General features: G+C 73.8%; 17 protein-coding genes and 1 pseudogene. 11 read left to right on the top strand and 7 right to left on the bottom strand.

Translation table 11 applies throughout. The annotated features are described in order from the left end of the window. Positions 1-22: 22 nt before the first annotated feature. A complete protein-coding gene (locus ABZ573_RS23930; protein ID WP_358121099.1) occupies positions 23-2653 on the bottom strand; it encodes a lantibiotic dehydratase in 2631 nt (876 codons plus the stop codon). Between the two features lie 567 nt (positions 2654-3220). Here ABZ573_RS23930 and ABZ573_RS23925 point away from each other — a divergent pair. Further along, a complete protein-coding gene (locus tag ABZ573_RS23925) occupies positions 3221-5926 on the top strand; it encodes a LuxR C-terminal-related transcriptional regulator (RefSeq protein ID WP_358121096.1) in 2706 nt (901 codons plus the stop codon). A 110-nt stretch (positions 5927-6036) separates the two neighbouring features. Here ABZ573_RS23925 and ABZ573_RS23920 read toward each other — a convergent pair whose 3' ends face one another. The 3 genes and pseudogenes from ABZ573_RS23920 to ABZ573_RS23910 all read right to left on the bottom strand — a co-directional run. Beyond that, the gene (locus ABZ573_RS23920; protein WP_358121093.1) at positions 6037-6267 is read right to left on the bottom strand and encodes a ferredoxin; all 231 of its coding nucleotides are present in this window, start codon (positions 6265-6267) and stop codon (positions 6037-6039) included. Continuing rightward, positions 6264-7487, bottom strand: coding sequence for a cytochrome P450 (locus ABZ573_RS23915; protein WP_358121090.1), 1224 nt, complete (start codon positions 7485-7487; stop codon positions 6264-6266). The genes ABZ573_RS23920 and ABZ573_RS23915 overlap by 4 nt, the downstream gene beginning before the upstream one ends. A 174-nt stretch (positions 7488-7661) precedes the next feature. Continuing rightward, positions 7662-7820 (bottom strand): annotated as a pseudogene (locus ABZ573_RS23910) (transposase); the annotation flags it as partial. A 530-nt stretch (positions 7821-8350) separates the two neighbouring features. Here ABZ573_RS23910 and ABZ573_RS23905 point away from each other — a divergent pair. From ABZ573_RS23905 to ABZ573_RS23890, 4 genes are all read left to right on the top strand, one after another. Continuing rightward, positions 8351-9121: a hypothetical protein gene (locus ABZ573_RS23905; protein WP_358121087.1), complete on the top strand. Its 771-nt coding sequence runs from the start codon at positions 8351-8353 to the stop codon at positions 9119-9121. 103 nt (positions 9122-9224) lie between these two features. After that, positions 9225-9530 carry a GNAT family protein gene (locus tag ABZ573_RS23900; protein ID WP_358121128.1) on the top strand — a complete coding sequence of 102 codons (306 nt, stop codon included), beginning with the start codon at positions 9225-9227 and terminating at the stop codon, positions 9528-9530. Positions 9531-10352: 822 nt separating this feature from the next. Beyond that, positions 10353-10931 (top strand): hypothetical protein, encoded by a 579-nt coding sequence (locus ABZ573_RS23895; RefSeq protein ID WP_358121084.1) that lies wholly within the window; start codon positions 10353-10355, stop codon positions 10929-10931. A 181-nt stretch (positions 10932-11112) separates the two neighbouring features. After that, entirely contained in the window at positions 11113-11400 is a 288-nt protein-coding gene (locus ABZ573_RS23890) for a hypothetical protein (RefSeq protein WP_151453028.1), read from the top strand. A gap of 1038 nt (positions 11401-12438) precedes the next feature. Here ABZ573_RS23890 and otnK read toward each other — a convergent pair. Together otnK and ABZ573_RS23880 are read right to left on the bottom strand one after the other, a co-directional pair. Continuing rightward, positions 12439-13722 (bottom strand): 3-oxo-tetronate kinase, encoded by a 1284-nt coding sequence (otnK, locus tag ABZ573_RS23885; protein ID WP_358121080.1) that lies wholly within the window; start codon positions 13720-13722, stop codon positions 12439-12441. Positions 13723-13742: 20 nt separating this feature from the next. Beyond that, positions 13743-14570: a DeoR/GlpR family DNA-binding transcription regulator gene (locus ABZ573_RS23880; protein WP_358121077.1), complete on the bottom strand. Its 828-nt coding sequence runs from the start codon at positions 14568-14570 to the stop codon at positions 13743-13745. A gap of 87 nt (positions 14571-14657) precedes the next feature. On the opposite strand from ABZ573_RS23880, the gene ABZ573_RS23875 reads away from it, so the two are divergent. The 6 genes from ABZ573_RS23875 (at position 14658) to ABZ573_RS23850 (ending at position 22674) form a co-directional block, all read left to right on the top strand. Next, a complete protein-coding gene (locus ABZ573_RS23875; protein ID WP_358121074.1) occupies positions 14658-16223 on the top strand; it encodes an FGGY family carbohydrate kinase in 1566 nt (521 codons plus the stop codon). Further along, positions 16220-17125: a hypothetical protein gene (locus ABZ573_RS23870; protein WP_358121071.1), complete on the top strand. Its 906-nt coding sequence runs from the start codon at positions 16220-16222 to the stop codon at positions 17123-17125. Before ABZ573_RS23875 ends, ABZ573_RS23870 begins: the two co-directional genes overlap by 4 nt. Continuing rightward, the gene (locus ABZ573_RS23865; protein WP_358121068.1) at positions 17110-17808 is read left to right on the top strand and encodes an aspartate/glutamate racemase family protein; all 699 of its coding nucleotides are present in this window, start codon (positions 17110-17112) and stop codon (positions 17806-17808) included. The genes ABZ573_RS23870 and ABZ573_RS23865 overlap by 16 nt, the downstream gene beginning before the upstream one ends. Positions 17809-17836: 28 nt before the next feature. After that, the gene (locus ABZ573_RS23860; protein ID WP_358121065.1) at positions 17837-19228 is read left to right on the top strand and encodes a GH1 family beta-glucosidase; all 1392 of its coding nucleotides are present in this window, start codon (positions 17837-17839) and stop codon (positions 19226-19228) included. A 69-nt stretch (positions 19229-19297) separates the two neighbouring features. Beyond that, the gene (locus ABZ573_RS23855) at positions 19298-21139 is read left to right on the top strand and encodes a hypothetical protein (protein ID WP_358121062.1); all 1842 of its coding nucleotides are present in this window, start codon (positions 19298-19300) and stop codon (positions 21137-21139) included. Continuing rightward, the gene (locus tag ABZ573_RS23850) at positions 21136-22674 is read left to right on the top strand and encodes an FAD-dependent oxidoreductase (protein WP_358121059.1); all 1539 of its coding nucleotides are present in this window, start codon (positions 21136-21138) and stop codon (positions 22672-22674) included. The genes ABZ573_RS23855 and ABZ573_RS23850 overlap by 4 nt, the downstream gene beginning before the upstream one ends. Here the strand turns inward: ABZ573_RS23850 and ABZ573_RS23845 are convergent. Then, positions 22630-24717: a protein O-GlcNAcase gene (locus tag ABZ573_RS23845; protein WP_358121056.1), complete on the bottom strand. Its 2088-nt coding sequence runs from the start codon at positions 24715-24717 to the stop codon at positions 22630-22632. The genes ABZ573_RS23850 and ABZ573_RS23845 overlap by 45 nt on opposite strands.

The raw sequence follows: 24717 nt of genomic DNA, 5'->3' as shown, positions 1-24717 counted from the left end.
GGCGGCGGCCGTCGACCGGGGCTCACCCATCGGTGCCCGTACGGTACAGCTCGATCACGACCTCCGTCGCCGGCTGCCCGGGACGGGGAGCGGGCAGTGCCTCCTCCAGGACGACGCCGTCCGGGTAGCGGGCCAGGGTCCGGGACAGGCAACGCAGGTGCAGCGGGCTTGCGAGGTCGACGTACTGGGAACGGGGCTGTTCCAGGTAGGACATGAACGCCGTCAACCCCTTCGCGCCCCCGACGGCGGCGGCGCTGACGAAGACGTGCTCGGGCAGGCCGAGCAGGTGTCGCCAGCGCACGGCGGTGCGTCCCACCTCAGCGGGCCGGGCGTCCAGCTCGGCCCGCCAGGCGGCGACGATGTCCGCGGAGAGCCGCCAGTCCGCCCGGGAGAGGACCACCTCCCGGTACCGCAGCCGGGGCCGGCACCAGACCGGGCCGACCGGGGTGCGGCGGAGCTGTCGGCCCGCCATGGCCCCGCCCAGTCCGACCGATCCCGTGCCCACGTCGGTGAGCATGCTGGTCAGGCGCTCCGGCAGCATCACCGGCACCAGGAACCCGAGATAGACCACGTCCAACGGTTCACCGGTGGCGGTGACCACCAGGCGGACCTGATCGGTGGCGACGTCGTGGACCAGGTGCAGGTCGTCCGGGACCAGGGTTCCGTGGCGGCGGTCGTCGGCGATCTCGTCGCCGACGAGCAGCGGATGCAGGTTGCCGTTGAACCCGTTGACCGGGCGGAGCTGCGCCACCCGTGCGCCGAGGTGGCGCCGGAGCTGGGCGGCGACGGCCGTTTCGGCCTCCGGGGGGAGCTGCCGCAGGAAGCGGCTGGTGAACCGGCCCCAGCCGCCGTACACGTGATTGACACAGAACGACGCGCCGTCGTGGCAGGACTGTCCGAAGACCGCGTACGAGCCGGGTCGGCTGGTGAGCCAACGGGGCAGCCTGGGGGCGACGTCGTCGGGCAGCTCGTCGGGGACGGTCAGGTTCCCGTCGTCGTCGGTCGTGACGGCGGCCACCAGGTCGGCCCGGAGCCGGGCCAGTTCGCGCAGCTCGTCACCGGGGGCGAGGTCGAGCGTCGGGTCCAGGGTGCCGTCGACGCCGACCAGGTGCGTCGCCTGCCAGACCGCGGCGTACTCCTCGGCGAACTCCGTCGGCGACGCGCAGCGGCCGCCCACGCCGTAGCGGGCGACGAAGCGGTCCCGGGCCAGGCGGCGGACCACCGCGTGCTGGTCGAATAGTTCGAAGAGCGGGGTCAGCGCGGCGAGGGTGCCCCGGTGGTCCCGGCCGTGGGCCCGGCCGAGGCCCACCGGGCGGACCAGGGTCACGTCCTCGGTGAGGGGTTGCGGACGACCCGTGCGGTCCGCGCCGAGCAGGGCGAAGGCCGCGTCCCAGCGGGAGCGTAGCCCGGCCAGGGCCGCCGGCCGTTCGGTCGCGTCGAGACCGGCGAACGCGGTGGTCCTGGCATCGATCTCCCGCAGCGACACGGCCACGTCGGCCAGGCCGATCCCGGCCAGCCAGTCGGCGACGGCGGCGAGGCCGTCGACGGCCTGCGGGTCCACCGGGTACGCGGGGCGGAGGACGCCCTGTTCGACGAGCGCGTGCAGGTACGCCCGAGCCGCCGCGGACGCCTGCGGCGCCGGACGGGGCAGCCGGGTGGCCAGTTCCGTCGCGAGCTGGTGCGGCGTCGCCACCCTGCCGGGCTCCAGCAGATCCAGCAGGTGCCGCAGCGCCCGGGTCAGCGGCAGCGTCAGCGCCTCCTCCCGTTGCACCCCGGGTGGCGCGTCGGGGGCCTGAGTCTGGCGACGCAGCCGGATCACCGCCCCGTCCACCCACAGGCCGGGCGCCAGCGTGTGGGGCAGATCGCCGCGACGGTCGGGGTGCCGGAGCACGGCGTGGACGAGGGCGGACAGAGTGGCCCGGTCGGCGTTGGCGACAGCCACCACCTCCGGGGAGCCGGTCGGGTCCGGCACCGGCCCGTCCCAGCGGCCCCAGCCCACCCGGGTGAACCAGGACAGCGGCACGGTCCTGGTGGCCGCCCGCATCGCGTACCGGAGCACGGTGGCCTCCGACTTGCGTGCCCGGTCGTCGGGTGCCGGGCCCTGCTCGGCCGCCCGGCGCAGCGCCCGCAGCAGGTCCACGCTGGTCAGCGCGACGGCCCGGGACAACTCCTCGGTGCGGCACAGCTCGGCCAGGGCGACCCGGTCGGCGGCGAGCGCCGGCGCGAGAAGGGCGTCGAGTTCCGCGGTGTGCCGGTCGATGTCGTCGCGGAGGCCGAGCCAGGACGCCAGGCCGGGCAGGTGGTCGGTCCAGCCGGCCAGCCGGGTACGCGACGCCACCGACGGGCTGCGCCCGTTGTGCACGTCGCGGCGCAGGGCCAGCAGCACCCGACGCTGGTCGGAAGAGGCCCGGACGACCTGCTCGTGCAGCACGTCGGCGAGCGCCGCGGCCATTCGCTCGGCGCGTGCGGTCAGCTCCAGCAGGCGGGCGGCGACACCCCGGAACTCCTCGGTCACGGCCGACGGCTCCGGGAGGGTGACACCGGCGACCCGCACCACCGCGTACGGCGCCACGGTGACCTCGGGCGCTTGGGTGACAGGCCCGACCCGGCGTACGCCCGGCGCCGGCGTCCCGCCGACCGTGGTCCCGATCATCCTGTCTCCTCTCCCCCGTGACCGCTTCCTGGTGGAGGACGGTGACGGCGTGTCCGCCGACACTCGCAGCCGTGGCCGTGGGAGGCGTCCGCACAACTACGGATCCGGTTACGTACTCGGTGGCAGGTGCCGGCTGCGTACTTCTCCGGATGGTGTCCGAGCTGACCGTCGTCAACGTGCACGATTCGGGAGCCCTGCCGGAGCCCTGTGGACTGCCGCCTGGGACCGCGGCTCTACCAGCCTCGACCAGCTCCGGACGGCGGCGGGCACGCTTGTCGCCCGGCTGAAAATCAACTGCCCGCCGCCTTTCTACCCCAGCCCTAGATCGACGGCAATCCTTCCTCCGCCGGGAAACTACACCTGGACCGATCAACTCGAGATCTGGCCGGATCGAAGAGTGCGGTGAGCTGTTGACTACGAAGCGTCCGCCTTGTGTACTCGACATCCCCAAAGAGGATCTTCCCCCTAAGGATCCCTAATGCCAGGTAAACGGCCTTATCTGATCACACTGGGGTTGCGGTCGCGCACCCGCAGCCACAGCCAGCGGCCGTCCCGCGACATCGTCCGATGACGCCCAGCCCGGCCGACCGGCTCGTAAGAACTCGACGGAAATCCGGTCGGACGACCGGTCACCCGCTGCCCCGGACGGAATTCGCCGCACTCCGTCGTCAGCTCGACGACCTGCACGCGGGAACCGGCGCAGCCGTCGCCCTCGCCGGAGAACCGGGAATCGGCAAGACCACTTTGATCTCCGCCCTCGCGGCGCAGGGCAGGGCGCACACCCTCACGGTGGTCGCCGCCACCGGCCGGACGGGCACCGGTCCGCCGGTCGTGGTGGGAACGGAACCCACCCTTGTCCTGCTCGACGACGTGCACCTGCTCGACACGGCGCACCGGGACCAGATGCAGCTGCTGATCGAACTGACCACCACCGCGCCGGTGCTGCTGGTCCTCGCCTACCGGGACCGACAACTGTCCCGTGGGGCGGCGGCGGTGCTGTCCCGGGCGGCCGCACGCGGCCAGCTCACCCAGCACCGACTAGGTCCACTGGACCTCGGCCAGACCCGCGAGCTGCTCGGTGACCGGCCGGACCTGACCCGGCTGCACGCCGAGGGTGACGGCAACCCCCTCTACCTGCAACTGCTGGCCGCCGCAGACACGGAGGCCATGACCGACGCGCACCTGATCCTGCTCGGCGAGCTGGCCGAACTCGCCGACCGCGAACTGCGGGTCGCCCAGGCAGCCGCCGTGCTGCGTACCCCCGGTTCGGCGGAACTGCTCGCCGCGGTCGCCGAACTGGACGTCACGGAGACACTGTCCGCCCTGGACACCCTCACCGAGCTGGACCTGATGCGCCCGGTGCAGTTGCTGCCGCGCTTCGCGTTCCGGCACGACGTCGTCCGTCGGTTCGTCTACGCGCAGATCGGCCCCAGCCAACGCCTCGCCGCCCACCGGCGCGTGGAGACCGAACTGCTGGCTCGCGGCGCTCCGGTCATCCAGCGCGCCCACCACATCGCCCGGGCCCTCGACACGGGCCGTCCCGAGCAGTTGCCCGTTCTGATCGACGCGGCGCGGAGCACCATGCACGACGCACCGGCCGATGCCCTGGAGTGGTTGGAGTCCGCGCTACAAGTGCTGCCCGAGGGCGACGACCGCTGGTACGAAGCGCAGGTGCTGGCCCTGCGGGCCCAGTTGCTGCGCGGCGGTCGATGCGACGTGCAGCAACTGGTGCACACCTTCCTACCCCGGGCGGTCCGCATACCGGGTGGGGACTTCTCCTCGACCATGGCAGTCGCCGTCCGGGTACGCCGGATCCAGGGCCGGCACGCCGAGGCGTCGGTTCTGATCCGGGAGGGGCTGGCCGCGCTGCGGGGCACCCATCCCTCCGCTCCCTCCACGGCCGTGGCCATGCACACGGAACTGGCGGCACTCGCCCTCGACCGGCTCGATCAGGAAGCCGCCCGCCTGAACGCCCGCGAGGCCGCCACCATCGCCCGGCAGCACGGGGACCGGCTCGGGGAGGCGGCCGCCGTCGCCCAGATGGCGATGGCGCACCTGCTCGCCGCGGACAGCGACGCCGCGGACCGGGCCGCCGACATCGCGGCCGATCTGGTGGACACCACGCCGGACAGCAGCGTCGTCACCAACCTGCCGGCCCTCTACCTGGTGGGCGCGACGGAGGACGCCCTGCACCGGTTCACCGAGGCACAACGGCACCTGTCCCGGGGCGCCGACGAGGCCCGCCGAACCGGACAACGTTTCATCCTTCCCGCCATCCTGACCTCGCTGGGGGCGGTGGAGTTGCAACGTGGACTGCTCGACCGGGCCGGCCGCACCCTGGAGGAGGCTGCGGAACTGCTCGAACCGGAAGGCACGTCGACGGCCCGGGCTTCGGTCGCCGCGCTTCTCGCGCTCGTACGGTACTGGCAGGACTCCGACCGAGAGGCCGCCGCGGTGATCGCCCTGGGCGATCAGGCCCTCGCCCTGGTCCGGGACCAGGGGCCGGCCGAGGATGCGATCGTGCCCTGTCTCCTGGCGGACCTGCTGATCAAGGTGGCGGAGCCGGAACGCGGGCGTCGGCTGATACTCGACGCTCTCGGCGGCCCGGAGATGCCACGGATCGCCCCGCCGAACCGGTCCCGGTGGTACGAGGCGCTGTCCACGGCCGCGCTGCGGATGGGTGACACGCGTGACGCGAGCCGGTGGGTCGACCTGGCCGAGGCCTCGGTGCGCAACCTCTCCGTCAGCCGTCAGGGCTTCCTGATGCGCGCCCGCATGCGGCTGTACGCCGCACGCGGGGAAACCAGCCCGGCGCTGGCCGACGCGGAGCAGGCAGTCGAATGCTTCGCCGGTCGGGGACTGGACCTGGACCTGTGCCGGACGATGGCGGCGGCGGGAACCGTGCTGGTCGACGCCGGCCGCACCGACGATGCCCGCGCCTGGCTCGGACGGGCCGCCGCGCTCGCCGAACAGTGCGGTTCGGCCCGTCTGGTCGATCGGGTTCGCCGACAGCAGAGCCGTCTCGTCCCCGACACGTCAACCAGGGGTGGCGACCCGCTGGCCGTGCTGACCGAGCGTGAACGGCAGATCGCCGATCTGGTGAGCCGCGGTATGACAAGCGTGGAGGTCGCACACGGGCTCTTCCTGAGCGTCCGTACGGTCGACACCCACCTGGGCCGGATCTACCGCAAGCTCGGCGTGTCGAACCGGGCGAGCCTGGCCCGGGCGATGCTCCGGTCGCACACGACGACGCCGGCCGGGGAACCTCGGTGAGGTGAGCGGAGCGTCGGCCGTCAGCGTCGCCCGGCGTACGCCTGGCAAGGGTGACGGACGCCCCCGAGGTCGGCGCCCTCAAAGGTCGACGAGCGCAGGCTCCGGTGGCCTCAGACGACCCGGATGGCCCCGGCCGGGCAGAGATCGGCGGCGCGACGGACCCGCTCGCCGCTCCCCGCCGGCGGCGTGGCGGCCCGCAGCAGCACCAGCCCGTCGGAGTCGTCCTGCGCGAAGACCTCCGGCGCGGCGAGCACGCAGTTGCCCGACCCGCAGCAGGCGTCCCGGTCGACCTCCACCCGCACCGTCGCCTCCTCGCCGACGGGCCGGCCGCCGGCGGTCACCAGGTCACCGGCAGAGCGTCGAGTCCGAAGACGACCGAGCTGTCCCGGGTGCTCAACTCCTCGGGCGCGGCCGTCACCTGAAGGCCGGGAAAGCGGCGAGCCAGCGCCACCAGCGCGATCCGTAGCTCGGCCCGGGCGAGAGGCTGCCCGATGCACTGGTGCACCCCGAACCCGAAGGCCACCTGCTGGTGCGCCTGCCGGTACGGATCGAACCGGTCGGGCTCGTCGAAGACGTCGGCGTCCCGGTTGGCCAGGGAGATCACCACGACCGCGCCCTCACCGGCCCGGATCAGCCGACCACCGATCGTGACGTCCTCGGTGGCCACCCGGAGCAGGCCGGACCGCACGATGCTCAGGTAGCGCAGCAACTCCTCCACCAGCTCCGCCGCCCGGTCGGGCTCGTCACGCAGGATCGCGTACTGCCCCGGGTCCCGGGTCAGCCGCAGGACACTCAGCCCGATCATGTTGGCGGTGGTCTCGTGGCCGGCGATGAGCAGCAGCAGCGCCATCCCGACCAGTTCGTCCACATCGAGCTCCCCCGGCTCGACCCGTTCCCGGATCAGCCGGCTGAGCAGGTCGTCCGCCCCTTCGGGCCGGGCCCGCTTGGCGTCGACGAGCGCCCGGATGTAGTCACGCAGCTCCTCGAAGTCGCGCTGGACCCGCGCCGGCGGCATCTCACGGTCGAGCAGGGTGCGGCTGCGGGTCTGGAAGAAGTCGTGGTCGGCATAGGGGACGCCGAGCAGGTGACAGATCACCATGGACGGCAGCGGCAGGGCGAAGGACGACACCAGGTCGGCCGGAGGCCCGGCGGCAGCCAGGACGTCGAGCGCCTCGTCGACGGTGCGCTGGATCAGCGGCTCGATCCGGCGGACGTTTTTGATCATGAATTCGGCGGTGAGCATCCTCCGCAGGCGGGAGTGTTCGCCGCCGTCCATCTGGATGAACGAGCCCCTGCCGTCCTCGGCCGCCTGCGGCGGCAGCGGGCGCAGCAACGGAAAGCCGGAGCGGCGGAAGTCGGAGCTGAAGGCGGGGTGGCGCAGCAGTTGGCGGACGTCGGCGTGCCGGGTGACCAGCCAGGCGGGAGCCCCGGTGGGCAGCCGCACCCGCCTGACCGGGCCGACGTAGCGGTCTCGTTCGGTTTCGTCCAACGGGGTGAACGGACCTCGGGTGGGATTTACCGGCGGCCAGAGGGGCAGTTCCGCCTCCACGGCACGTGTCACATGGACCACCTCCGACGACAGCAGTGGGTAGCCATATCGATGCGCTACGTTACCTATCGGTGAAGGTCGACACAATCCCCGTCGCCCCGACCGGTGCGGCGCCCACGACCGCCCCACCGGGCCGGCGACCCGGGCTCGGGCGACCGGCCGCCGGCGCCGCGACCGCCAGCCTCAGCAACCGGCGGTACGAACCAAGTACAGGATCGCGTCCACGATGTCTCGCCGCGGGTGCTTCTCCCGCCGGCCATCGGTGCTCGGCTCCCGCAGCAGCGGCTCGCTCAGCGCCCACTGGGCATCCGTCAGGTCCGAGGGGTAGCCACGACGCGCAGACATCCGCGCCACACTGCCTAGCACTCCGACGTCACTTGGCTTCGGCGTTCGCCCTGGCGTGGGCATGAGGATGGCCACCGCGTTGATCATCGATGGTTTGTGAGGACAGCCGAAGATCGTGCGGTGACCGCGGGCCACAGCGTGGACCCTGCCCGTTGGCGGGTCATCCTGGACGAGGCTTCCTGACCGTCCTCGCCGCCACCGCGCAGCAGCCCGACGCGGCCCCGGAGATCATCGCGTCGACCGGTCGCCGAGATCTCTGCGGCAGGCAGTCGCAGCCGCATAGCCGCGTAAGTCGTGCGAGGAACCGCGCCCAGGCGCGGCGTCAGACCATCCTCAGCGACAGCGAGCCACATGCGGCCTTCTCAAACACGCTCAAAGAGAAATGTCGGCCACCGCCGCAGCGCATCCCACCGGCTCAGCGATATGGCAACGGCGGCAACAGTCGAAAGAATTGTTGCCGCGTCCGGCCGGGAGCTCAGCTTCGGTGAGTCACGCATCGGTTGCCAGCGGACATGCCGAATAATGCGCGGGTGACCACCTTGTCGGGCCCGCACCTGTTCTCACCCCTCTCGGCTGCGCTCGGCCACCATGGTTCGCCACCGCTGCTGGACTACTACCTGCTCTACGCCGTGCCCGTGAGCGGCGGTAAGCCGGCGGAGCTCGAAGGCATCCTCGCCGAGGAGTTCCTGCTCGCCGAGGATCACTCGGCCGTGGGACTCGTCAGCACCGGGTGGACTGTGTTGGACCGTCGGTGGTGTGACGCCTCGGTCACCAGTCAACGCATTCGCGCCGATGCCGGCCTGCGACGACGGGTCATGCCGGTCGACCGGGCCACCGCAGCCGCGATCTACCGGGAAACCTGCGGGGACGAACTGCCGTCCGAGGCCACCCTTCGCGCCCACTTCATCGACCGGCCAGCGGCCAGAATGCCAGGCGCGCTGCGGCTGAGTACGCCCGAGGCCAGGCCCGGCTTTCACGAGACGCGCGTCTATCGCATCCTGTTCGCCAACGAATTGTCCCCGGACGGCCTGGCGGCCCTGTGCGCGTCCTGGCAGATGTCGGCGACGGGCGACGTCACCGATCCGGGCACCCGGGTCGTCGGAACCGCCGGACACCGCACTCGCGGCGACGTCTTCACCTGGGATCTGCGCCGCATCGGCGCCGGCAGCGCCTGGTGCCTCGATGTGACCTGCGAGCTGGCCGGAAGCCGGGACGAGACGGTCGGGTTCCTGCTACGAGGGCTGACCACACATATGCGCGCGCAGGGACTGATACCGGTCACCGTCGACCGTTTCTGCTGATCAACCGGTCGGGGTGCGGCGCCGCGTTCGCGCGGTCCGCGCCGACCACCGGGTGCCACCGCGATGAACGACCGGTGCATCCGCAAGAAGCGATGCGAGTGAGCTGGTCCAACTGGATGGCGCCAAGCCGGAGTCAGGAATAGCCGTGCTGGACATCCACCTCGGAGAGAAGGACTACTGGGGCAGGGGATTCGCCACCGACACGGTGCGGACAGCGTGCCGGTACGGGTTCGCGAAGATGCGACTTCACAAGGTCACACTGACCGTCGTAGCCGACAACGAGGCCGCCTATCGCGTCTACGAGAAGGTGGGTTTTGTCGAGGAGGGCAGGCTACGTCAGACCTTCCGTCGCGACGGCCGGTGGCACGACACATACACAATGGGCCTACTGGAAGGCGAGCTTCGCTGACGGCGTCGACACGCCAGCCGTCAATCCCAGGCGGAAGAAGCCCTACGGACACCGTCCCGGACAAACTGCCCCGCTCTGCCGCTGACGGAGTGGCCAGGCAGTTCGTCGCCTACCAGACACTGCGCAAACGGCTCCAAACCTCGATTTCCCCATCAAGGAAGCCCGCAGCGCAGCCCTACGTCAGCTCGTCCTGCAAGCACCGGCCCCGGTCGTCGCCGACGCCCTCGGCTTCCACCCGACAACCGCACCCGGCAGGTCACCAACGCCGGCGGCACCTGGAGTCGGTACGCGGCCGACGACCTGCCTGACCTCGCCGCGTCGTTGCACAACCTCGGAGCGCGTGTCCGGGCTGGGACGCCGGGACGAAACCTTGGCCTCGACCGAGAAAACAACGGATATCTACCGACAGTCAGCCGCAGCGAACCGAACTGCCTACCTGTCCGGCCACTGTCATGGATCAATGGCCCCCTGAGGCGCACGGGGATCGGACGCGGACGCCGGCCGACCGGACCGGCACGACGATGAGCATCGTCGATGTTGCCGGAGCGGTGCGGGTCGTGTTGCAATGGCTCACATCGCCGCAGCGCGGGGGCAACCGCGCTGGGAACGGCAGCACGGGAGCAGCAGCGCCGGTAGCGCGCCGGTCTCACCGGCCCTCGCGCGCCGCCTCGTCGGGCCGTCTCCACGTACGACGGGCACACCCCTGGGCAACCGTCCCCGCCGTACGTGTCCCACCACAGCCGACGCCGGAGATCCGACCGGCCGGAGGCATCCGGGCCGTCTGCCAGGGCACCGGAAACGGCGACCAGACAAGAGGTGAGCATGTTCTCCCGGCAGAGTTTCGCGGGATGGTACCGAAATCGATTCGTGTGGGTGGCAGCGATCCTGACCTTGACGGCCGGCGCGGTCGTACTGACCAACTCGGCCGGATCGGAAGCCGAGCCGACGGATCTGCGGACACGGATCATGGCCCGAATGCGGAGCACGCTCGAACAGGTGGACCCGGGGCAACACCACCACGCTGGACATGACGCACCGGCCGCCACCGAGGGCCGGGCGAAACCGGCGGTGATCTGCGGAGTCCGCGTCTACGGTCACGAGCCGGCGGAAGCCACCGCCCTCGCCGACGTGCGAACGGTCTACGGCTTCCGCCTCTGCGGGATCGCCGAGCAGAAGCGTCCGTGGGACTGGGCCGTCAAGCTCGTCAGTCCAGTGATCATGGACATGTCCATCGAGCCCCCCGGCATTCGGACGGTCGAGGCGAGCGCCGATGTCGCGTTCGTCGACCGGTTGCGCGAGATGTTCCCGCAGAAGTACGTGGAGCAGGCGCGCGAGGAGGCGCTGACCGGGCCGGAAATGGCAGACCTGCGTCGCCGGTATGACGCCGCGGCCGGGCTCTGACCGCGTCAGGAGGACCGGAACCGGCGGCCGGGCCCGGCGAGCGATCCCGGCCGGCGGGTGTCTGCGCACGGGCCGGGTAGAGCGACGGCATCGCGTGACCGGCGTCGCGCAGGCCGTCGGGCAGCTTGCGCAGGTCACCCATCGCCGGGCTGGTGTTCAGGTCCCCGGCGAGCAGCACCGGATGGGGGTTGGACCCCACGTCACGGGCCAGCGCCCGCCACTGCGGTTCCCGCTGGGCGTGCTGCTCGCGCAGCACCCGGTAGAAGTCTCCGTCGAACGGGCCGTGCTCGGGCGAGAGCTGCACGGGCAGATGCAGGTTGTACGCCGACAGCACGCGGCCGCCGCCGAGGTCCAGGTCGGTGCGGAGGGTCTTGTAGCGCCACTGGTCGCCGGCTCCCGCCACCGCCGGCGGCAGGCCGGCCGGCTCCAGCGGCACCTGCCGCAGCACCGGCAGGCGGGAGACGGGTGACCAGCTCGCCGGCGACCACGACCTGGAAGCCGGGGAACTCGGCGCGCAGCCGGTCGAGCGTGGCCGGCGTCGGTCCGGCGCTCTTCTCGTACCAGTATTCCTGCAACAGGTAGACGTCGGCGTCCGCGTCGCGCAGCGACCGGTACAGCGCCTCGGTCTCGCCTCCCCTCGTCCCAGTAATTCCAGACGAACACGCGCAGGGCGTCGGGCGGGGCCGGGCCGTCCCCGCCCTGCCACCGGCGGACGTTGACGCCGCTCTGCCCCGCGCCGAGCAGCAACGCGGCGGCGGCGAGCAGCGCCACCGTGCGGCGCCGCCGCCGGACCGCCGCCGCGCCGGCCCCCAGCGCCAGGGGCGCCAGGAGAAAGAAGAGCGGCGGCACGGCGTCCACCGCGAGCCAGAGCCACCAGCGCCCACTGAGCGCCAGGTGCGCGACGGTGAACGCGAGCCAGAGCGCGCCGGTGCCAGCCAGGACCGGCACCAGACCCAGTGGTGGTGCCAGGAGACCGGCGAACGAACACGCCCGTCGTCGCGCAGGCCAGCGGGCCGCGCAGCTCGTCTCCGGCGCGGGCGCAGCGGGCCGCGACGACGATCCCGGCCACCGCTGTCAGCGCCGCCACCGGCAGCCAGACGGCACGCACGTCGGCGAGGCGCGCCAGCGCGCCCGCCCGGTAGGCCGCGAGGTCGCCCCAGAACCGGCCGGTCGCCCGGTACACGACGACCGCGCCGGCGGCCACCAGCACCGGGAGCAGCAGCAGGGCGGTGGCCGGGAGCGCCGGGCCGGGGTGACGTCGCGGCCGAGGGCCGGGGTCTGGTGCCGACGAAAGGGTCGTCACCGATCTCCCCTTCAAGCGTCGGCGGGAGAACGGTAGCAATCGATCGCTGAACGCATCCTGTAACTGGTCTGGATTACCCACCGTCCACAGCGGCCGGATCGACACCGGCCGTCGCGCCGGACAGAGTCACATCGGAGACCCGGCTATCGCCTACCGCTGAGGGGCCGATAGCCGTCTCGCGACAGCGACGACTGCGGCTGGTCCTCAGGGGCAGTGCCGCCAGGCGGTGGTGAACAGGTCCGGTTCGCCGAAATTCCCCGACTTGAGCAACAGGGCGAGCGTGGGGCTGCCCTCGGCAACCATCCACGGCAGGCCCGGGCCGGCCGTCGGTCCCACCCGCAGTGTGCCGAGCTTGAGTGCCCGGACCACCGCTCCCGACGTCTCGCCGCCGGCCACCAGCAGGCGGCGGACCCCGAGGGTGTCCACCGCGTGACGGGCTATCTGTGCGGTCGCCGCCTCCAGTAGTGCGGCGGCTCGTCCCGGGCCGAGCCGGGATTCGTACCGCGCGACGTGCTCTGGACCAGACGAGGAGGTGACCAGAACGGGTCCGCTCGTGTTCCGGTATGCCCCGGCCACCGCAGCGGCCACGGCGTCAACCGTCTCGGCGAAGCCGATGTCAAGGTCGACTGGGGACAGCGTCAGCCGAGGCCCAGGGAACTCATCCACCTGTTCACGGGTCCGCTCAGAACAGCTGCCAGAGAGGATCAGCTGCCGGCCCTCCGGCACCACCGGTACAGTCCGCGCGGGGATGATGACGCCGCTCCGACAGGCTCCGGCCGTCGAAGTCCGCGTCGCTGTGCCGGATGTCCGTGCCAGCGCAGCCGCCAACCCAGCGGCACCGCCCGTCAGCACGCCGTTCGGCATTGCCAGCAGAGCGATGGCCAGCGTGTCCAGATCCCGGTCGGCGAGGGCGTCGACGATCACGTGTCGGGCGCCGTTACAGCGAGCGGCCTCAACCGCTGCGGTGACGGCGGCCGGGCCAGCGGCGACCGTAGTCTGGTCGACGAGCGCAACCTCACCCTCGGCCTGGCGGGAGAGCACCCGCACGAGGTCGGGGTCGCGCATCGGGGTGAGCGGGTGGTCCCGCAGCGGCGACTCGGAGAGCAGTCGCCGGCCGACGAAGAGGTGCCCCTGGTAGACCGTGCGGCCCACCCGAGGCGTGGCCGGCGTGCCCACCGCGACGGCGTCGCCGATGAGGTCGACCAGGGCGTCCGCCACCGGGCCGATGTTGCCCGCGTCGGTGGAGTCGAACGTCGAGCAGTACTTCTGGTAGAGGGTGGTGCAGCCGGCGTCGAGCAGCCACCGCGCCGCGGCGAGTGACTCCGCGACGGCCTGGTCACGCGGGGCGGTCCGGGACTTCAGCGCCACGACCACGCAGTCGCTGGCGGGCGGCGGCACCGTGGGGCGGCCCACCACCACGACCGCCGACCCACCCGCCTCGCTCACCGCGTCCGCGAGGTCGCAGGCCCCCGTGAAATCGTCGGCCACGGCACCGAGCCAGGGCCCGGTCACGGTCCGGCCACCCGGGTGGCGCTCGCCGCCGGCCAGGACGCCGGGACGGCCGTCCCGGCGTCCAGCGGCGCGACCACCACCTCCCGGCAGGTCGCCCGCAGCAGCGCGAGCTGGTCGGCATCCGTCCCCGCGTCGACGACGACCGTGTCGACCGCCGCCAGGTCCAGGAACCGCATCGGGGCGTGCGCCGCCAGCTTGCCGTGGTCGAGCAGCAGGACCACCCGGCGGGCGATGCGGGCCATCGCCCGCTTGATCTCGGCGTCCGCGGCGTTGGCGGAGTAGACCCCCGTCGGCCCGGCGGCCGTCGCGGAGAGCACGGCCACGTCCACCGCCAGGTCCTCCAGGCCGGCACGGGTGATCGGCCCGGTGAAGGAGCGGGTCGCGCGGTGGTGGGCGCCGCCGAGGGAGATCAACTCGAGGTCCTCGCGCCCGGTGCACGCCAGGATCACCGGTATCGAGTGGGTGACGACGGTGAGGCCACCGGGCAGCCGGGCGGCGAGGGCCGCGACCGTGGTGCCGGCGTCGAGGGCCACCACCGCGCCCGCCGGTACGAGCGGCACGGCGGCCCGGCCGACCGCTTCCTTCTCCGCCGTCGCGGCATCCCTGCGCTGCTCGAACGGGACGCCGTACGCCGGCACGGGGGCGCTCGCGCCACCGGCGACCCGGTTCACCAGTCCCTGGGCGGCCAGCTGCCGCAGGTCACGGCGGATGGTCATCTCCGACACGCCCAGCTCGGCTGCGGCGTCGGTCGAGGAGACGTAGCCGGCCTCGGCCGCCCGGCGCAGGAGTTCGCGGCGCCGCTCGGGAGCCTGCGTGTAGCGCACCGGTCCATCCAAGTGCGACCACACCCGTTTGTCAATCGCCGAACATCGACCTTGACCCGTTCGTTCGAAACCGAACAGAATGGCCCCGTGAATGGCGCCACGCGTCCCACCGACGCGGTCGAGGCCGACCCGCCGGAGGCGCCGCGTGGCGGCCCCTCGGACGGGGCCTGCCTGAGCGTGGGCATCGACGTGGGAACCACCAACACCAAGGTGGCCCTCGTGGCGATCGACGGTTCCGCGGTCCGGGTACGCGCCGTCGCCACCGCCCCCACTCCCCCGCCCGACTCCGTGCGGCGCGTGCTGGTCGGCCTGCTCCGCCAGGTGCTGCACGGGTCGCCGGCGCCGGACGCCGTGGGCATCGCCTCGATGGCCGAGACCGGCGTGCCGCTCGACGCGACCGGAACGCCACTCGGTGCCTGGCTGCGCTGGGACGGCCACCGGGCCGGGGCCGAGGCCGCCGAGCTGTCCCGCCGCCTCGGCTGGGCGCACCTCGTCGCGGCGACGGGGGTACGACCCAGCGCCAAGGTCCCGCTGGCCACCTGGGCGTGGCTGCGGGCCAACCGGCCGGACACGTGGCGGGCCATGGCGTCCTGGGCGGGCGCGGCGGACCTCGTCTGCCTGCTGCTCACCGGCCACCTGACGACCGACCACACGCTGGCCGGGCGGACCATGGCGTATCGGTTGCCCCGCCCCGGCCAGCCGATGCCGGAGGCCTTCGACACCGACCTGCTGGCCGAGGTGGGCCTGCGACCGGAGCAGCTGCCGACCGTCGTGCCGCCGGGCACGTCCGCCGCCACCGTCCGGGACCCGGCCTTCGTGGACGCCGGGCTGCGGGCCGGGACACCGGTGGTGGTGGCGGGCCACGACCACGCCGTCGGCGCGTACGCCTGCGGGGTGCGGGAGCCGGGCGACGTCGCGAACTCGCTCGGTACGGCCGAGGCGGTGCTCTCCGTCGTCGCCGGCTGTCCCGACCCGGTGGCCGTGGCCCGGGCCGGCATGAGCACGGTCGTACCGGTGGCCGGCCGGCACCGGGCGATCCTCGCCGGCTCGTCGAGCGCCGGAGCCACCATCGCCTGGTGGCTGGCCCACGAGTCGGGCGGCGTCCCGGCTGCCGAGCTGTCCGCCCAGGTGCTCAGCCGCGGCGACCGGCCCACCGACGTGATCGTCCTGCCGTACCTGTCCGGGCGGCAGGCCCCGGCGCCCGACCCGCGGGCCCGGCTGCGGATCCTCGGGCGGCGCCCCACGCACACACCGGCCGAGCTGGCCCGCGCGATGTTCGAAGGACTGTGCCTGCAGACCCGGTGGATGCTGCACGAGCAGGCCCGGCTCGCCGGCGGGCCCGCCGATGCGGCGGTGACCCTGTTGGGTGGGGCCGGCGCGGCCAGCCCCGCCTGGGTCCGGGTCAAGGCCCACGTCCTCCCCGCCGAGCTGCGGGTGGTGCCGGCGGCGCAGCCGGTGGCCGCGGGCGCGGCGATCGTCGCCGCCGTTCGGGCGCACCGGACCGGGCCGGGGGCCCCCGCGCTGGCCTGGCAGCCAGGACCGGCGGTCGCGGGCGCCGGGCGGGACTACGACGAGCCGTTCGCCAGGTTCGTGACGGCCGCGACCGATGCCGAGGCGGCTGACGACGATTCGCGAGGAGAAGAGTTCAGATGACGGGATCGGGAAGCGCGGAGCCCACCCTGGACGCCATTGCGCGGCCGGCGGGCGGGTTCGCGATGGTGGCGATGGACCAGCGGGAGAGCCTGCGCACGATGTTCGCCGAGGCGGGCGCCGGCCGGCCGGACCACGACGGGATGGTCGCCTTCAAGACCGCGGTGGCCCGCGCGCTCGGCCCGCTGGCCTCCGGCTTCCTCATCGACCGGACGACCGGCCTCGATCAGATCCGCCGCGACGGGCTGCTGCCCGCCGGGTGCGGGCTGATCCTCGCCGCCGACGCCCTCGACCAGGAGCCCGGCCAACCGGTCGAGGACACCCGGCTCGACGAGGTGGTCGCCGCGCCGGAGTTCGACCTCACCGGCGTACGGGCGATCAAGCTGTTGCTGCTCTGGCGCCGCGACGCGCACCGCGAGCGACGCGTCGAACTGGGCCGGCGGTTCATCGGCCTGGCGGCGGAGCGCGACGTGCTCTCGGTGCTGGAGCCGGTGGTCCGGGCCACCCCCGAGGAACTGTCCGCCGGCCGGTGGGACCAGGACGCGGCGATCCTCGAGGCGGCCCGGGAACTCTCCCCGCTGCGTCCCAGCCTCTACAAGGCGCAGGTGCCGCGGCAGGGCCGGGGCACGACGGACGAGCTCCGGCGGGCGTGCGAGGACCTCGGCTCCGCCGTCACCGGCCCCTGGGTGGTGCTGTCGCAGGGCGTTCACCGCGACGACTTCCTCGACGCGGTAAGGGCCGCCTGCCAGGGCGGTGCCAGCGGCTTCCTCGCCGGCCGTGCGCTGTGGAGCGACGTGGTGGGCCGCCCCGACGTGGACCGGGCACTGGCCGAGATCTCCGTGCCCCGCCTCGAACGGCTCGTCGAGGTGGTCGACCGGGAGGCGACGCCGTGGCGGAAGGCATGACCGCCGACCCGGGCACGGTCGGCCTGTTGCACACCGTTCCCGCGCTGGCCGCGACGTTCGACGACCTGCTGCGCGCCTCGATCGCGACGCCCCGCCGGATCCACGTCGCCGACGCCTGGCTGCTGGACACCGCACGCCGCGAGGGCGTCACGCCGGCCGTCCGGGACACCGTGCTCGCGCACCTGCGCCACCTGGAGTCGGTCGGGGTCGACGCCGTCCTGGTCACCTGCTCCTCCATCGGCGAGGCGGCGGAGGCGGCGGCCGGGCGGGTGCGCGTTCCGGTCGTACGGGTGGACGCGGCGATGGCCGACGAGGCGGTCGCCGTCGCCGCCGCCCCCGGGGCACGGGGACGCATCCGCGTGCTCGCCACCCTCCCGTCCACGCTCGGGCCGACCGGACGGCTCGTCGAGCGGGCGGCCCGCGGCGCCGGCCGGCCTGTGGAGGTGACCGCGGAGTTGGTGGCGGACGCCGCCGAGGCGCAGGACCGCGGCGACCGGGAACGCGTGGACAGCCTCGTCGCGGCGGCCGTCGTCCACGCCGCGGCAGGCGCGGACGTGGTCGTGCTGGCCCAGGCATCCATGGCCCGCGCCGCCGCGCTGGCCGACGTCGCGGTACCGGTGCTCAGCTCGCCGCACGGCGGCGTGGCGGCGCTGTTGCGTGTCCTGTCCGACCGGCCGGCCTGATCCGGCAGCACCTTCGAGGAAGTGACCGATGACGACACACCGCTTCCCGCCCGGCTTCCTCTGGGGCGCGGCGACCTCCGCGTACCAGATCGAGGGCAGCCTCGACGCCGACGGGCGGGGGCCCTCGGTGTGGGACACCTTCGCCGCGCGCCCGGGCACCATCGAGGGCGGCGGCGACGGCTCGCGGGCCTGCGACTCGTACCGGCGGTGGGACCGCGACGTGGAGCTGGTCGCCGGGCTCGGCCTGGGCGCGTACCGGTTCTCGGTCTCCTGGTCCCGGATCCTGCCGCAGGGTCGCGGCCGGGTCGAGCCACGCGGCCTGGACCACTACGAGCGGTTCGTCGACGCGCTGCTCGCCCGCGACGTGACGCCGGTCCTCACGCTCAACCACTGGGACATGCCGGAGGCGCTGCTGGCCGACGGCGGCTGGGTGGGCCGCTCCAGTGTGGACGCGTTCACCGAGTTCGCGGCGGCGGTGGCCGACCGGCTCGGCGACCGGGTGCACTGGTGGATCACTCAGAACGAGCCGTGGATCATCGCGCTGCTGGGCTACCAGCTCGGCCTGCACGCCCCCGGCGTCCGGGACCTGCGCGCGTCGGTCGCGGCCGGTCACCACGTCCTGCTCGGGCACGGCGCGGGCGCCGACGTGATCCACGCCCGCGCGCCACAGGCGCGGGTCGGCTGCGCGCTGAGTCTGTTCCCGTGCGACCCGGCCAGCGACGACCCGGCCGACCTCGCCGCCGCCCGGGGCTCGGACGGCTACGTGAACCGGTGGTACCTCGACCCGCTGCTCGGCGACGGCTACCCGGCGGACATGTGGGCGCACTACGAACGGGCCCTGGGCGGCCTCGACGACATCATCCGGCCCGGCGACGCCGAGCTGATCGGTGGCCGCAGCGACTTCCTGGGCGTCAACTACTACACCCGCCGGGTCATGGCCGCGGCGCAGCCGGGCCCCGGGCGTCCCTTCCCGTGGCGGGTGGTGGGGCCCTCCGGTGACGTGACCCGCACCGACGAGGGCTGGGAGGTGGCCCCGGACAGCCTGCGCGACCTGCTGATCCGGTTGCACCACGACCACCCCGGGGTCCCGCTGATGATCACAGAGAACGGAGCGGTGTACGGCGACACCCCCACCCACGACGGGCTGGTGCACGACCAGCGGCGCATCGACTTCCTGCTCGGCCACCTGCGGGCGGTGCACCAGGCCGTCGACGCGGGCGCGGACGTGGTGGGCTACCTGCACTGGTCGCTGCTGGACAACTTCGAGTGGGCGCTGGGCTACCGCCCCCGGTTCGGCCTGGTGCACGTGGACTACCCCTCCGGCCGGCTGACCGTGAAGGACTCCGGCAGGGTGTACGCCCGCATCGCCGCCACCGGCCAGCTTCCCGACACCCGCCCCACCGTGCCGCCGTTCGGCTGACATCGAAGGAGAACTCCCATCAAGCTCACCTCTGGGCCCGGCACCCACACCGTCACGGCTGCCGGCTACGTGTTGCAGGTACGCGCGCCGCAGCGGCTCGCCGTCCTGGCCGACGCGGACGGCCGGATCTGGTCCCGGCTGAGCCTGCTGGCCTCGGTGGACCGGGTCGACCTGGCGGACGAGTCGTACGACTTCGACGAGCCGGTGGTGTCCGCCGGGCGGTACGACGGCGAGGACGTCGTCGAGGTGGAACTGGCCTGCCGGAGCACCGCGTGGACGGCCAAGTCGGTCCGGCTCCGCTGCTTCGCCGACCGGATCGAGGCGTCGGTCGGCGTCACCGGCTCCGGCACGCTCGGCGACGTCCGGTTGCTGGGCGGCCGGGCGGTCCTGCCGAGCGGGGCGTGCGGCACCTTCCGTTCCTCGACCGACTTCGCCTCGGTGTTCAACCCCACCCCCACCGAGCCGGTCCAGGTGGTGCGGCCGGCCTCCACCGCCGCCGCCCTCGGGGTCGTCGGCGACGCCTCGGCCGGACGGCTGCACGCCGTCTTCTCCCCGCCGCCGCTGTTGCTGGCGTTCGGGCGGGAGACCGCCCGGCACGCCACCCACGTCCCCGACGGTGGCTGGCTCACCGCGGGAGTGCTGGGCCACGTCGCCGACCTGCGCTTCACCGAGTTGCGGTACGTCCCGCTGGACGGCGGCTTCCTGCTGGAGCTCGACTACGACGGGCACACGCGCGTCGACGGGTCGTTCGAGAGCCCCACCGTCGTGCTCCGGCCGGCGGCCGACCCGTGGCAGGGCCTCGCGACGTACCGGGCGGACCTGGTGGAGCGCGGCTTCGCGCCCGCCGCCGCGGCCACGCCCCGCGCCGGCTGGTGGACCGAGCCGATCTTCTGCGGCTGGGGCGCGCAGTGCGCCGCCGCGCCCATCCCGGGCCAGCCCATGTCGTACCCGTACCACCTGTCGGAGCTCGGGCCGGCGCTGGTGCCCGACGGCCTGCCGGTCGCCTTCGACCTGGCCCGCCAGGACCGCTACGACGGCTGGCTCGGCCGGCTCGCGGAACACGGCGTCGTCCCGGGCACGGTGGTGATCGACGACCGCTGGCAGCTGGCGTACGGCACCGCCGAGCCGGACCCGGCCCGCTGGCCCGACCTGCGGTCCTGGATCGACCAGCGGCACGCCGCCGGCCAGCGGGTGCTGCTCTGGTGGAAGGCGTGGGACCCGACCGGCCTGCCGGCGGCGGAGTGCGTGACCGACCCGGGCGGGCGGCCGGTCGCCGTCGACCCCGGCAGCCCCGCGTACCTCGACCGGCTGGCCCGGATCGTGACCGGGTTGCTCGGTCCGGACGGCCTGGACGCGGACGGCTTCAAGATCGACTTCACCCAGCGCGCGCCGACCGGTCGGGGGCTGCGGCGACCGGGAGCCCCGGCCGACGCCCCGTGGGGGATCGCCGCGCTGCACCGGATGCTGGAGACGCTGTACCGGGCAGCGAAGGCGGTCAAGCCGGACGCTCTCGTCGTCACCCACACGCCGCATCCCGGCTTCGGCGACGTCTGCGACATGATCCGGCTCAACGACATCCTCGAACGCGATCCGGACGGCGGGGTCGTCCCGGCCGTCGACCAGCTCGCCTTCCGGCACGCCGTGGTCGCGGCGACGATGCCCGACCATCTCGTCGACACCGACCAGTGGCCGATCGCGGACCGGGCGGAGTGGCGCGCGTACGTCGAGGCGCAGCGCCGGCTCGGCGTGCCGGCGCTCTACTACGCCGAACGCGTCGACCGCTCCGCCGAGGAGCTGACCGGGGACGACCTCGCCCTGGTGGCCCGCACCTGGCGGGACTACCGGGCCGGGCGGCAGACGACCGGCGAGGCTCCGGCGGCGACCGCGCGCCGACCGCTGGGGGTCGGATGAGCACGCCGGCCGAGGTGGTCGTGTACGCCGCCACCTCGGCCGGCGTGTGCGCGGCCGTCGCGGCCGCGGACGCGGGCGCCGACGTCCTGCTCCTCGAACCGGGCCGACACGTCGGCGGGATGACCTCCGGCGGACTCGGCTACACGGACGTCGGTGACGTGCGGGTGCTGGGCGGCCCGGCCGCCCGGTTCCGGCGGGAGGTCGCGGAGCACTACGGCGTGTCGGTGGGCCACTACGCGGGCCCCGAGCCGCGGGTCGCCGAGGCGATCTTCCAGCGCTGGCTCGACCACCCGAGGATCCGGCTGGTCACCGACAGCGCGGTGCGCTCGGCGCGGCTGCGGGACGGTCGGATCGTCGAGGTGGCCACCGGCGACGGCCGCACGTTCGCGGGCGGAGTCTTCGTCGACGCGAGCTACGAGGGAGACCTCCTCGCGCTCGCCGGGATCCCGTACGCCGTGGGCCGGGAGGACCGCGCGTCGTACGGGGAGCGCTGGGCGGGACGCCAGGAACTGCTGCCCGGCCGGCACACCATGCCCCCGTTCATCTCCCCCTTCTCCGACGATCCGGCGGGCCACCGCGAGGGCCCCGTGCTGCCGCAGCTGCGTACCGGCCCGCTGGCCCCGGTCGGCACGGGCGACGGCGGCGTCATGGCGTACGGCTACCGGGTCTGCCTCACCACCGACGCCGACCGGATCCCGTTCTCCCGCCGCGACGGCTACGACGAGGCCCACTGGGAACTCGGCCGCCGCCTGTTCCACCACTGGCGCCGACAGGGCTTCGAGCCGACGGCCGGGGCACTGCTCGGGCTGGAGGCCAACCTGCCCAACGGCAAGTGCGACGCCAACTCGCTCGGCCCGTTCTCGCTCAACGTCCTCGACGGCTCGGCCTGGGAGTATCCCGACGCCGACCCCGTGCGCCGGGAGGAACTGCGGCTGCGCCACCTGCACCACACCCAGGACCTGCTCTGGTTCCTGGCCAACGACCCGGCCGTTCCGGCGAACGTACGGCGGGAGCTGCGGCGCTGGGGCCTGCCGGCCGACGAGTTCCCCGACACCGGGCACCTGCCGCACCAGCTCTACGTCCGCGAGGCGCGCCGGATGCGCGGCGAGTACGTCCTCACCGAGCACGACCTGCTCGGCGCCCGGCCGCAGCACGACGTCGTCGCCCTGGGCTCGTACCACCTGGACGTGCGGGAGGTGCAGCGGACCTGGCGGTGGGTGCCCGAGCATCCCCGGCCGGTGGCCATGGTGTTCACCGAGGGCTACCTGTCGGTGCCCGCGCCGCCGTACCCGATCCCGTACCGCGCGCTGGTGCCCCGCTACGCCGACTGCCTGAACCTCATCGTCCCGGTCTGCGTCTCCGCCTCGCACGTGGCGTTCTCGTCGATCCGGATGGAGGTGCAGTACCAGATGCTGGGGCACGTCGCCGGGTTGGCCGCCACGCTGGCGCTGCGCGACGGCCGTCCCGTGCAGTCGGTGGACACCCCGCTGCTACAGCGACACCTCCGGGACGCGGGGCAGATCCTCGGGCTGTGACGTCCCGCGCTGCCGGTGGGCAGCCGGCCCCGGCCGCTCCCCCGCGGCGGACGCGGAACGGCCCGGGGCCGCGCAGGCATCCAGCGCGGCCACGACCAGCGCCCTCCCCTCGGCGGTCATCAGCCACGGCGCCAGGCCGTCCGCGCCCAGGAACACGCCGACCCGCGGCGCGGGTGCGACGGTCCCGTCCGCCAGCCGGGCGCCCCGGGGGTAGCGGAACAGGGCCGGGCGGTTCTCGTCCACGACCAGCGCCACGATCTGCGCGTCCGGCCCGACCTCGGCAACCGTCAGCTTGGCCGGTCCCCGGTAGACCGTGACCACGTCGTCGAGCCCGGCGGCGGCGGGGTCGGCCGGGTCCACGATCCGCACCCGGTCCCGGGCGAGCAGCACCTCGCTGTGCCGGGCGAGCCCGAGCGGGGCGAGGCCGTGCCAGGCCAGCAGCGGTGCGCCGGCGTGGGCGACCGCCTCGATCGCCGGTCCGTCGGCGCCCCGGGTGACGACGACGAGCGACGCCGCCGCGACCTCGTCGGGGCCCGGCGCGTGCCGCCGGCACACCGCGTACCCCCGCTCGCCGAGCAGCGCGGCGACGGCCTCGTCCCCGGCCGTGCGGCGCTCGCCGGTGACCAGCAGTGCCACCGGCCGACCGTCGGCGCGAGCGGGGCGGCCGGCCGCGTCCCGCTCCGCCTGTCCTGCCGGCCCCGGGTCCGCCTGAACGGTGCGGTCCAACACCTCCCGCACGAACGGCGGGACGACCGCGCGCAGGACGTCGGCGTAGTGGTTCTCGGCCCGCGCGAGGGCCCGCCGGGTGTCCTCGACCGCGTCGGCGGTCGCGGTGTCCAGCAGGCGGACGGCCGCCAGTCCCGCCGCCGCCATGTCGGCGCCCGCGACGAGCCACGGGCGCAGGGCCGCCACCAGGAGCTCCGGCTCGGCCGCCGCGCGGCACGCCCGGGCCAGCCCGGTGAGGCGCCCGGTCAGCACCCCGGCGGCGTCCGGCCGCCCGGCGAGGGTGTCGGCCACCGCGCGGATCAGTTCGGCGTCCGGTTCGGCGCTCGGCGGCCAGGAGCCACACACCCCGACCAGCGGCGCCAGGTGCTCCGCTCCGGCCCCGGCCACCGCGTCCAGCGCCCGCCGGCCGGACGCCGCCGGGTCGTAACGATCCGGCTCGCGGGCCCAGTCGGCCACCGACATCAACGGGATCCGGGACGGCACGGCCTGGATCATCGGATTGGCGAGCACCCCGACCAGCGGCGAGCCGGCCAGCTCGGTGGTGCGCCCGGTGAGCGGACCGAGGAAGAGCCGGCTCGGCTCGAAGTCGTTGACCGGGAAGTTGTCCCACAGCATCAGGCGGCGCTGGTAGCTGGCGGAGGCCTTGTCGATGTCCGACCGGCTCACCTCGCCCACCACGATGTCGTGCCCGGTCCAGGCCACCACGACGTCCGGCGGGGCGGTCGCGGCGAACCGCCGGCGGTAGGCGGTCTCCTCGACCCCGGCGTAGTCCGTGGGGCAGACCAGCAGCGGTTCCCGGATGCCACGGGGCGCGAGGAACTCCGCCACGAACCGGGTGCACGTCTCGCCGTGCGCGGCGCCGGCCGCCCCGGCGCCGGGCCACCGGTCGACCTCCTCGGGCCGGGTCAGTTCGGCCGGTACGTCGTCGAAGAACAGGGCGAACGAGTCCACCCCGACGTCGTGCAACTGGGCGGCCTTCGCGGCGAGCGCCTGGTAGTCCACCTCCTCGGCGAAGCGCATCGACAGGCCGGGGCTGATCGCGTACGTGAAGCGGACGCCCAGCGTTCGGGCGGTCTCCGCCAGCTCGGCGAGCCGGGCGAGGTCGGGTGCCGGGTAGCGGTGCCGCCAGCGGGCCCGGTGGTAGGGGTCGTTCTTCGGGGCGTAGACGTACGCGTTCAGGCCGACGCGGGCGGAGAACTCCAGGTGCGCCATGCGCTCGGCGTGCGACCAGGGCGGGCCGTAGAAGCCCTCGACGGTGCCGCGGGTGGACAGGGCGGGGGGTGGTTGACCAGCCGGGGAGGGGATGAGAGCCGCCAT

Source organism: Micromonospora sp. NPDC007220 (assembly GCF_040634035.1).
Classification (GTDB): Bacteria; Actinomycetota; Actinomycetes; order Mycobacteriales; family Micromonosporaceae; genus Micromonospora; species Micromonospora reichwaldensis.
Note: the sequence above shows the minus strand (reverse complement) of the source record. Positions and strands in the feature narration are given on the sequence as shown.

Bases quoted from the DNA above. Each gene is read 5' to 3' on its own strand.
- ABZ573_RS23890 (WP_151453028.1), top strand. From the start codon at position 11,113: ATGGGGGTTGGACCCCACGTCACGGGCCAGCGCCCGCCACTGCGGTTC.
- ABZ573_RS23850 (WP_358121059.1), top strand. From the start codon at position 21,136: ATGAGCACGCCGGCCGAGGTGGTCGTGTACGCCGCCACCTCGGCCGGC.
- ABZ573_RS23870 (WP_358121071.1), top strand. From the start codon at position 16,220: ATGACGGGATCGGGAAGCGCGGAGCCCACCCTGGACGCCATTGCGCGG.
- ABZ573_RS23845 (WP_358121056.1), bottom strand. From the start codon at position 24,717: ATGGCGGCTCTCATCCCCTCCCCGGCTGGTCAACCACCCCCCGCCCTG.
- ABZ573_RS23895 (WP_358121084.1), top strand. From the start codon at position 10,353: ATGTTCTCCCGGCAGAGTTTCGCGGGATGGTACCGAAATCGATTCGTG.
- ABZ573_RS23930 (WP_358121099.1), bottom strand. From the start codon at position 2,653: ATGATCGGGACCACGGTCGGCGGGACGCCGGCGCCGGGCGTACGCCGG.
- ABZ573_RS23925 (WP_358121096.1), top strand. From the start codon at position 3,221: ATGACGCCCAGCCCGGCCGACCGGCTCGTAAGAACTCGACGGAAATCC.
- ABZ573_RS23860 (WP_358121065.1), top strand. From the start codon at position 17,837: ATGACGACACACCGCTTCCCGCCCGGCTTCCTCTGGGGCGCGGCGACC.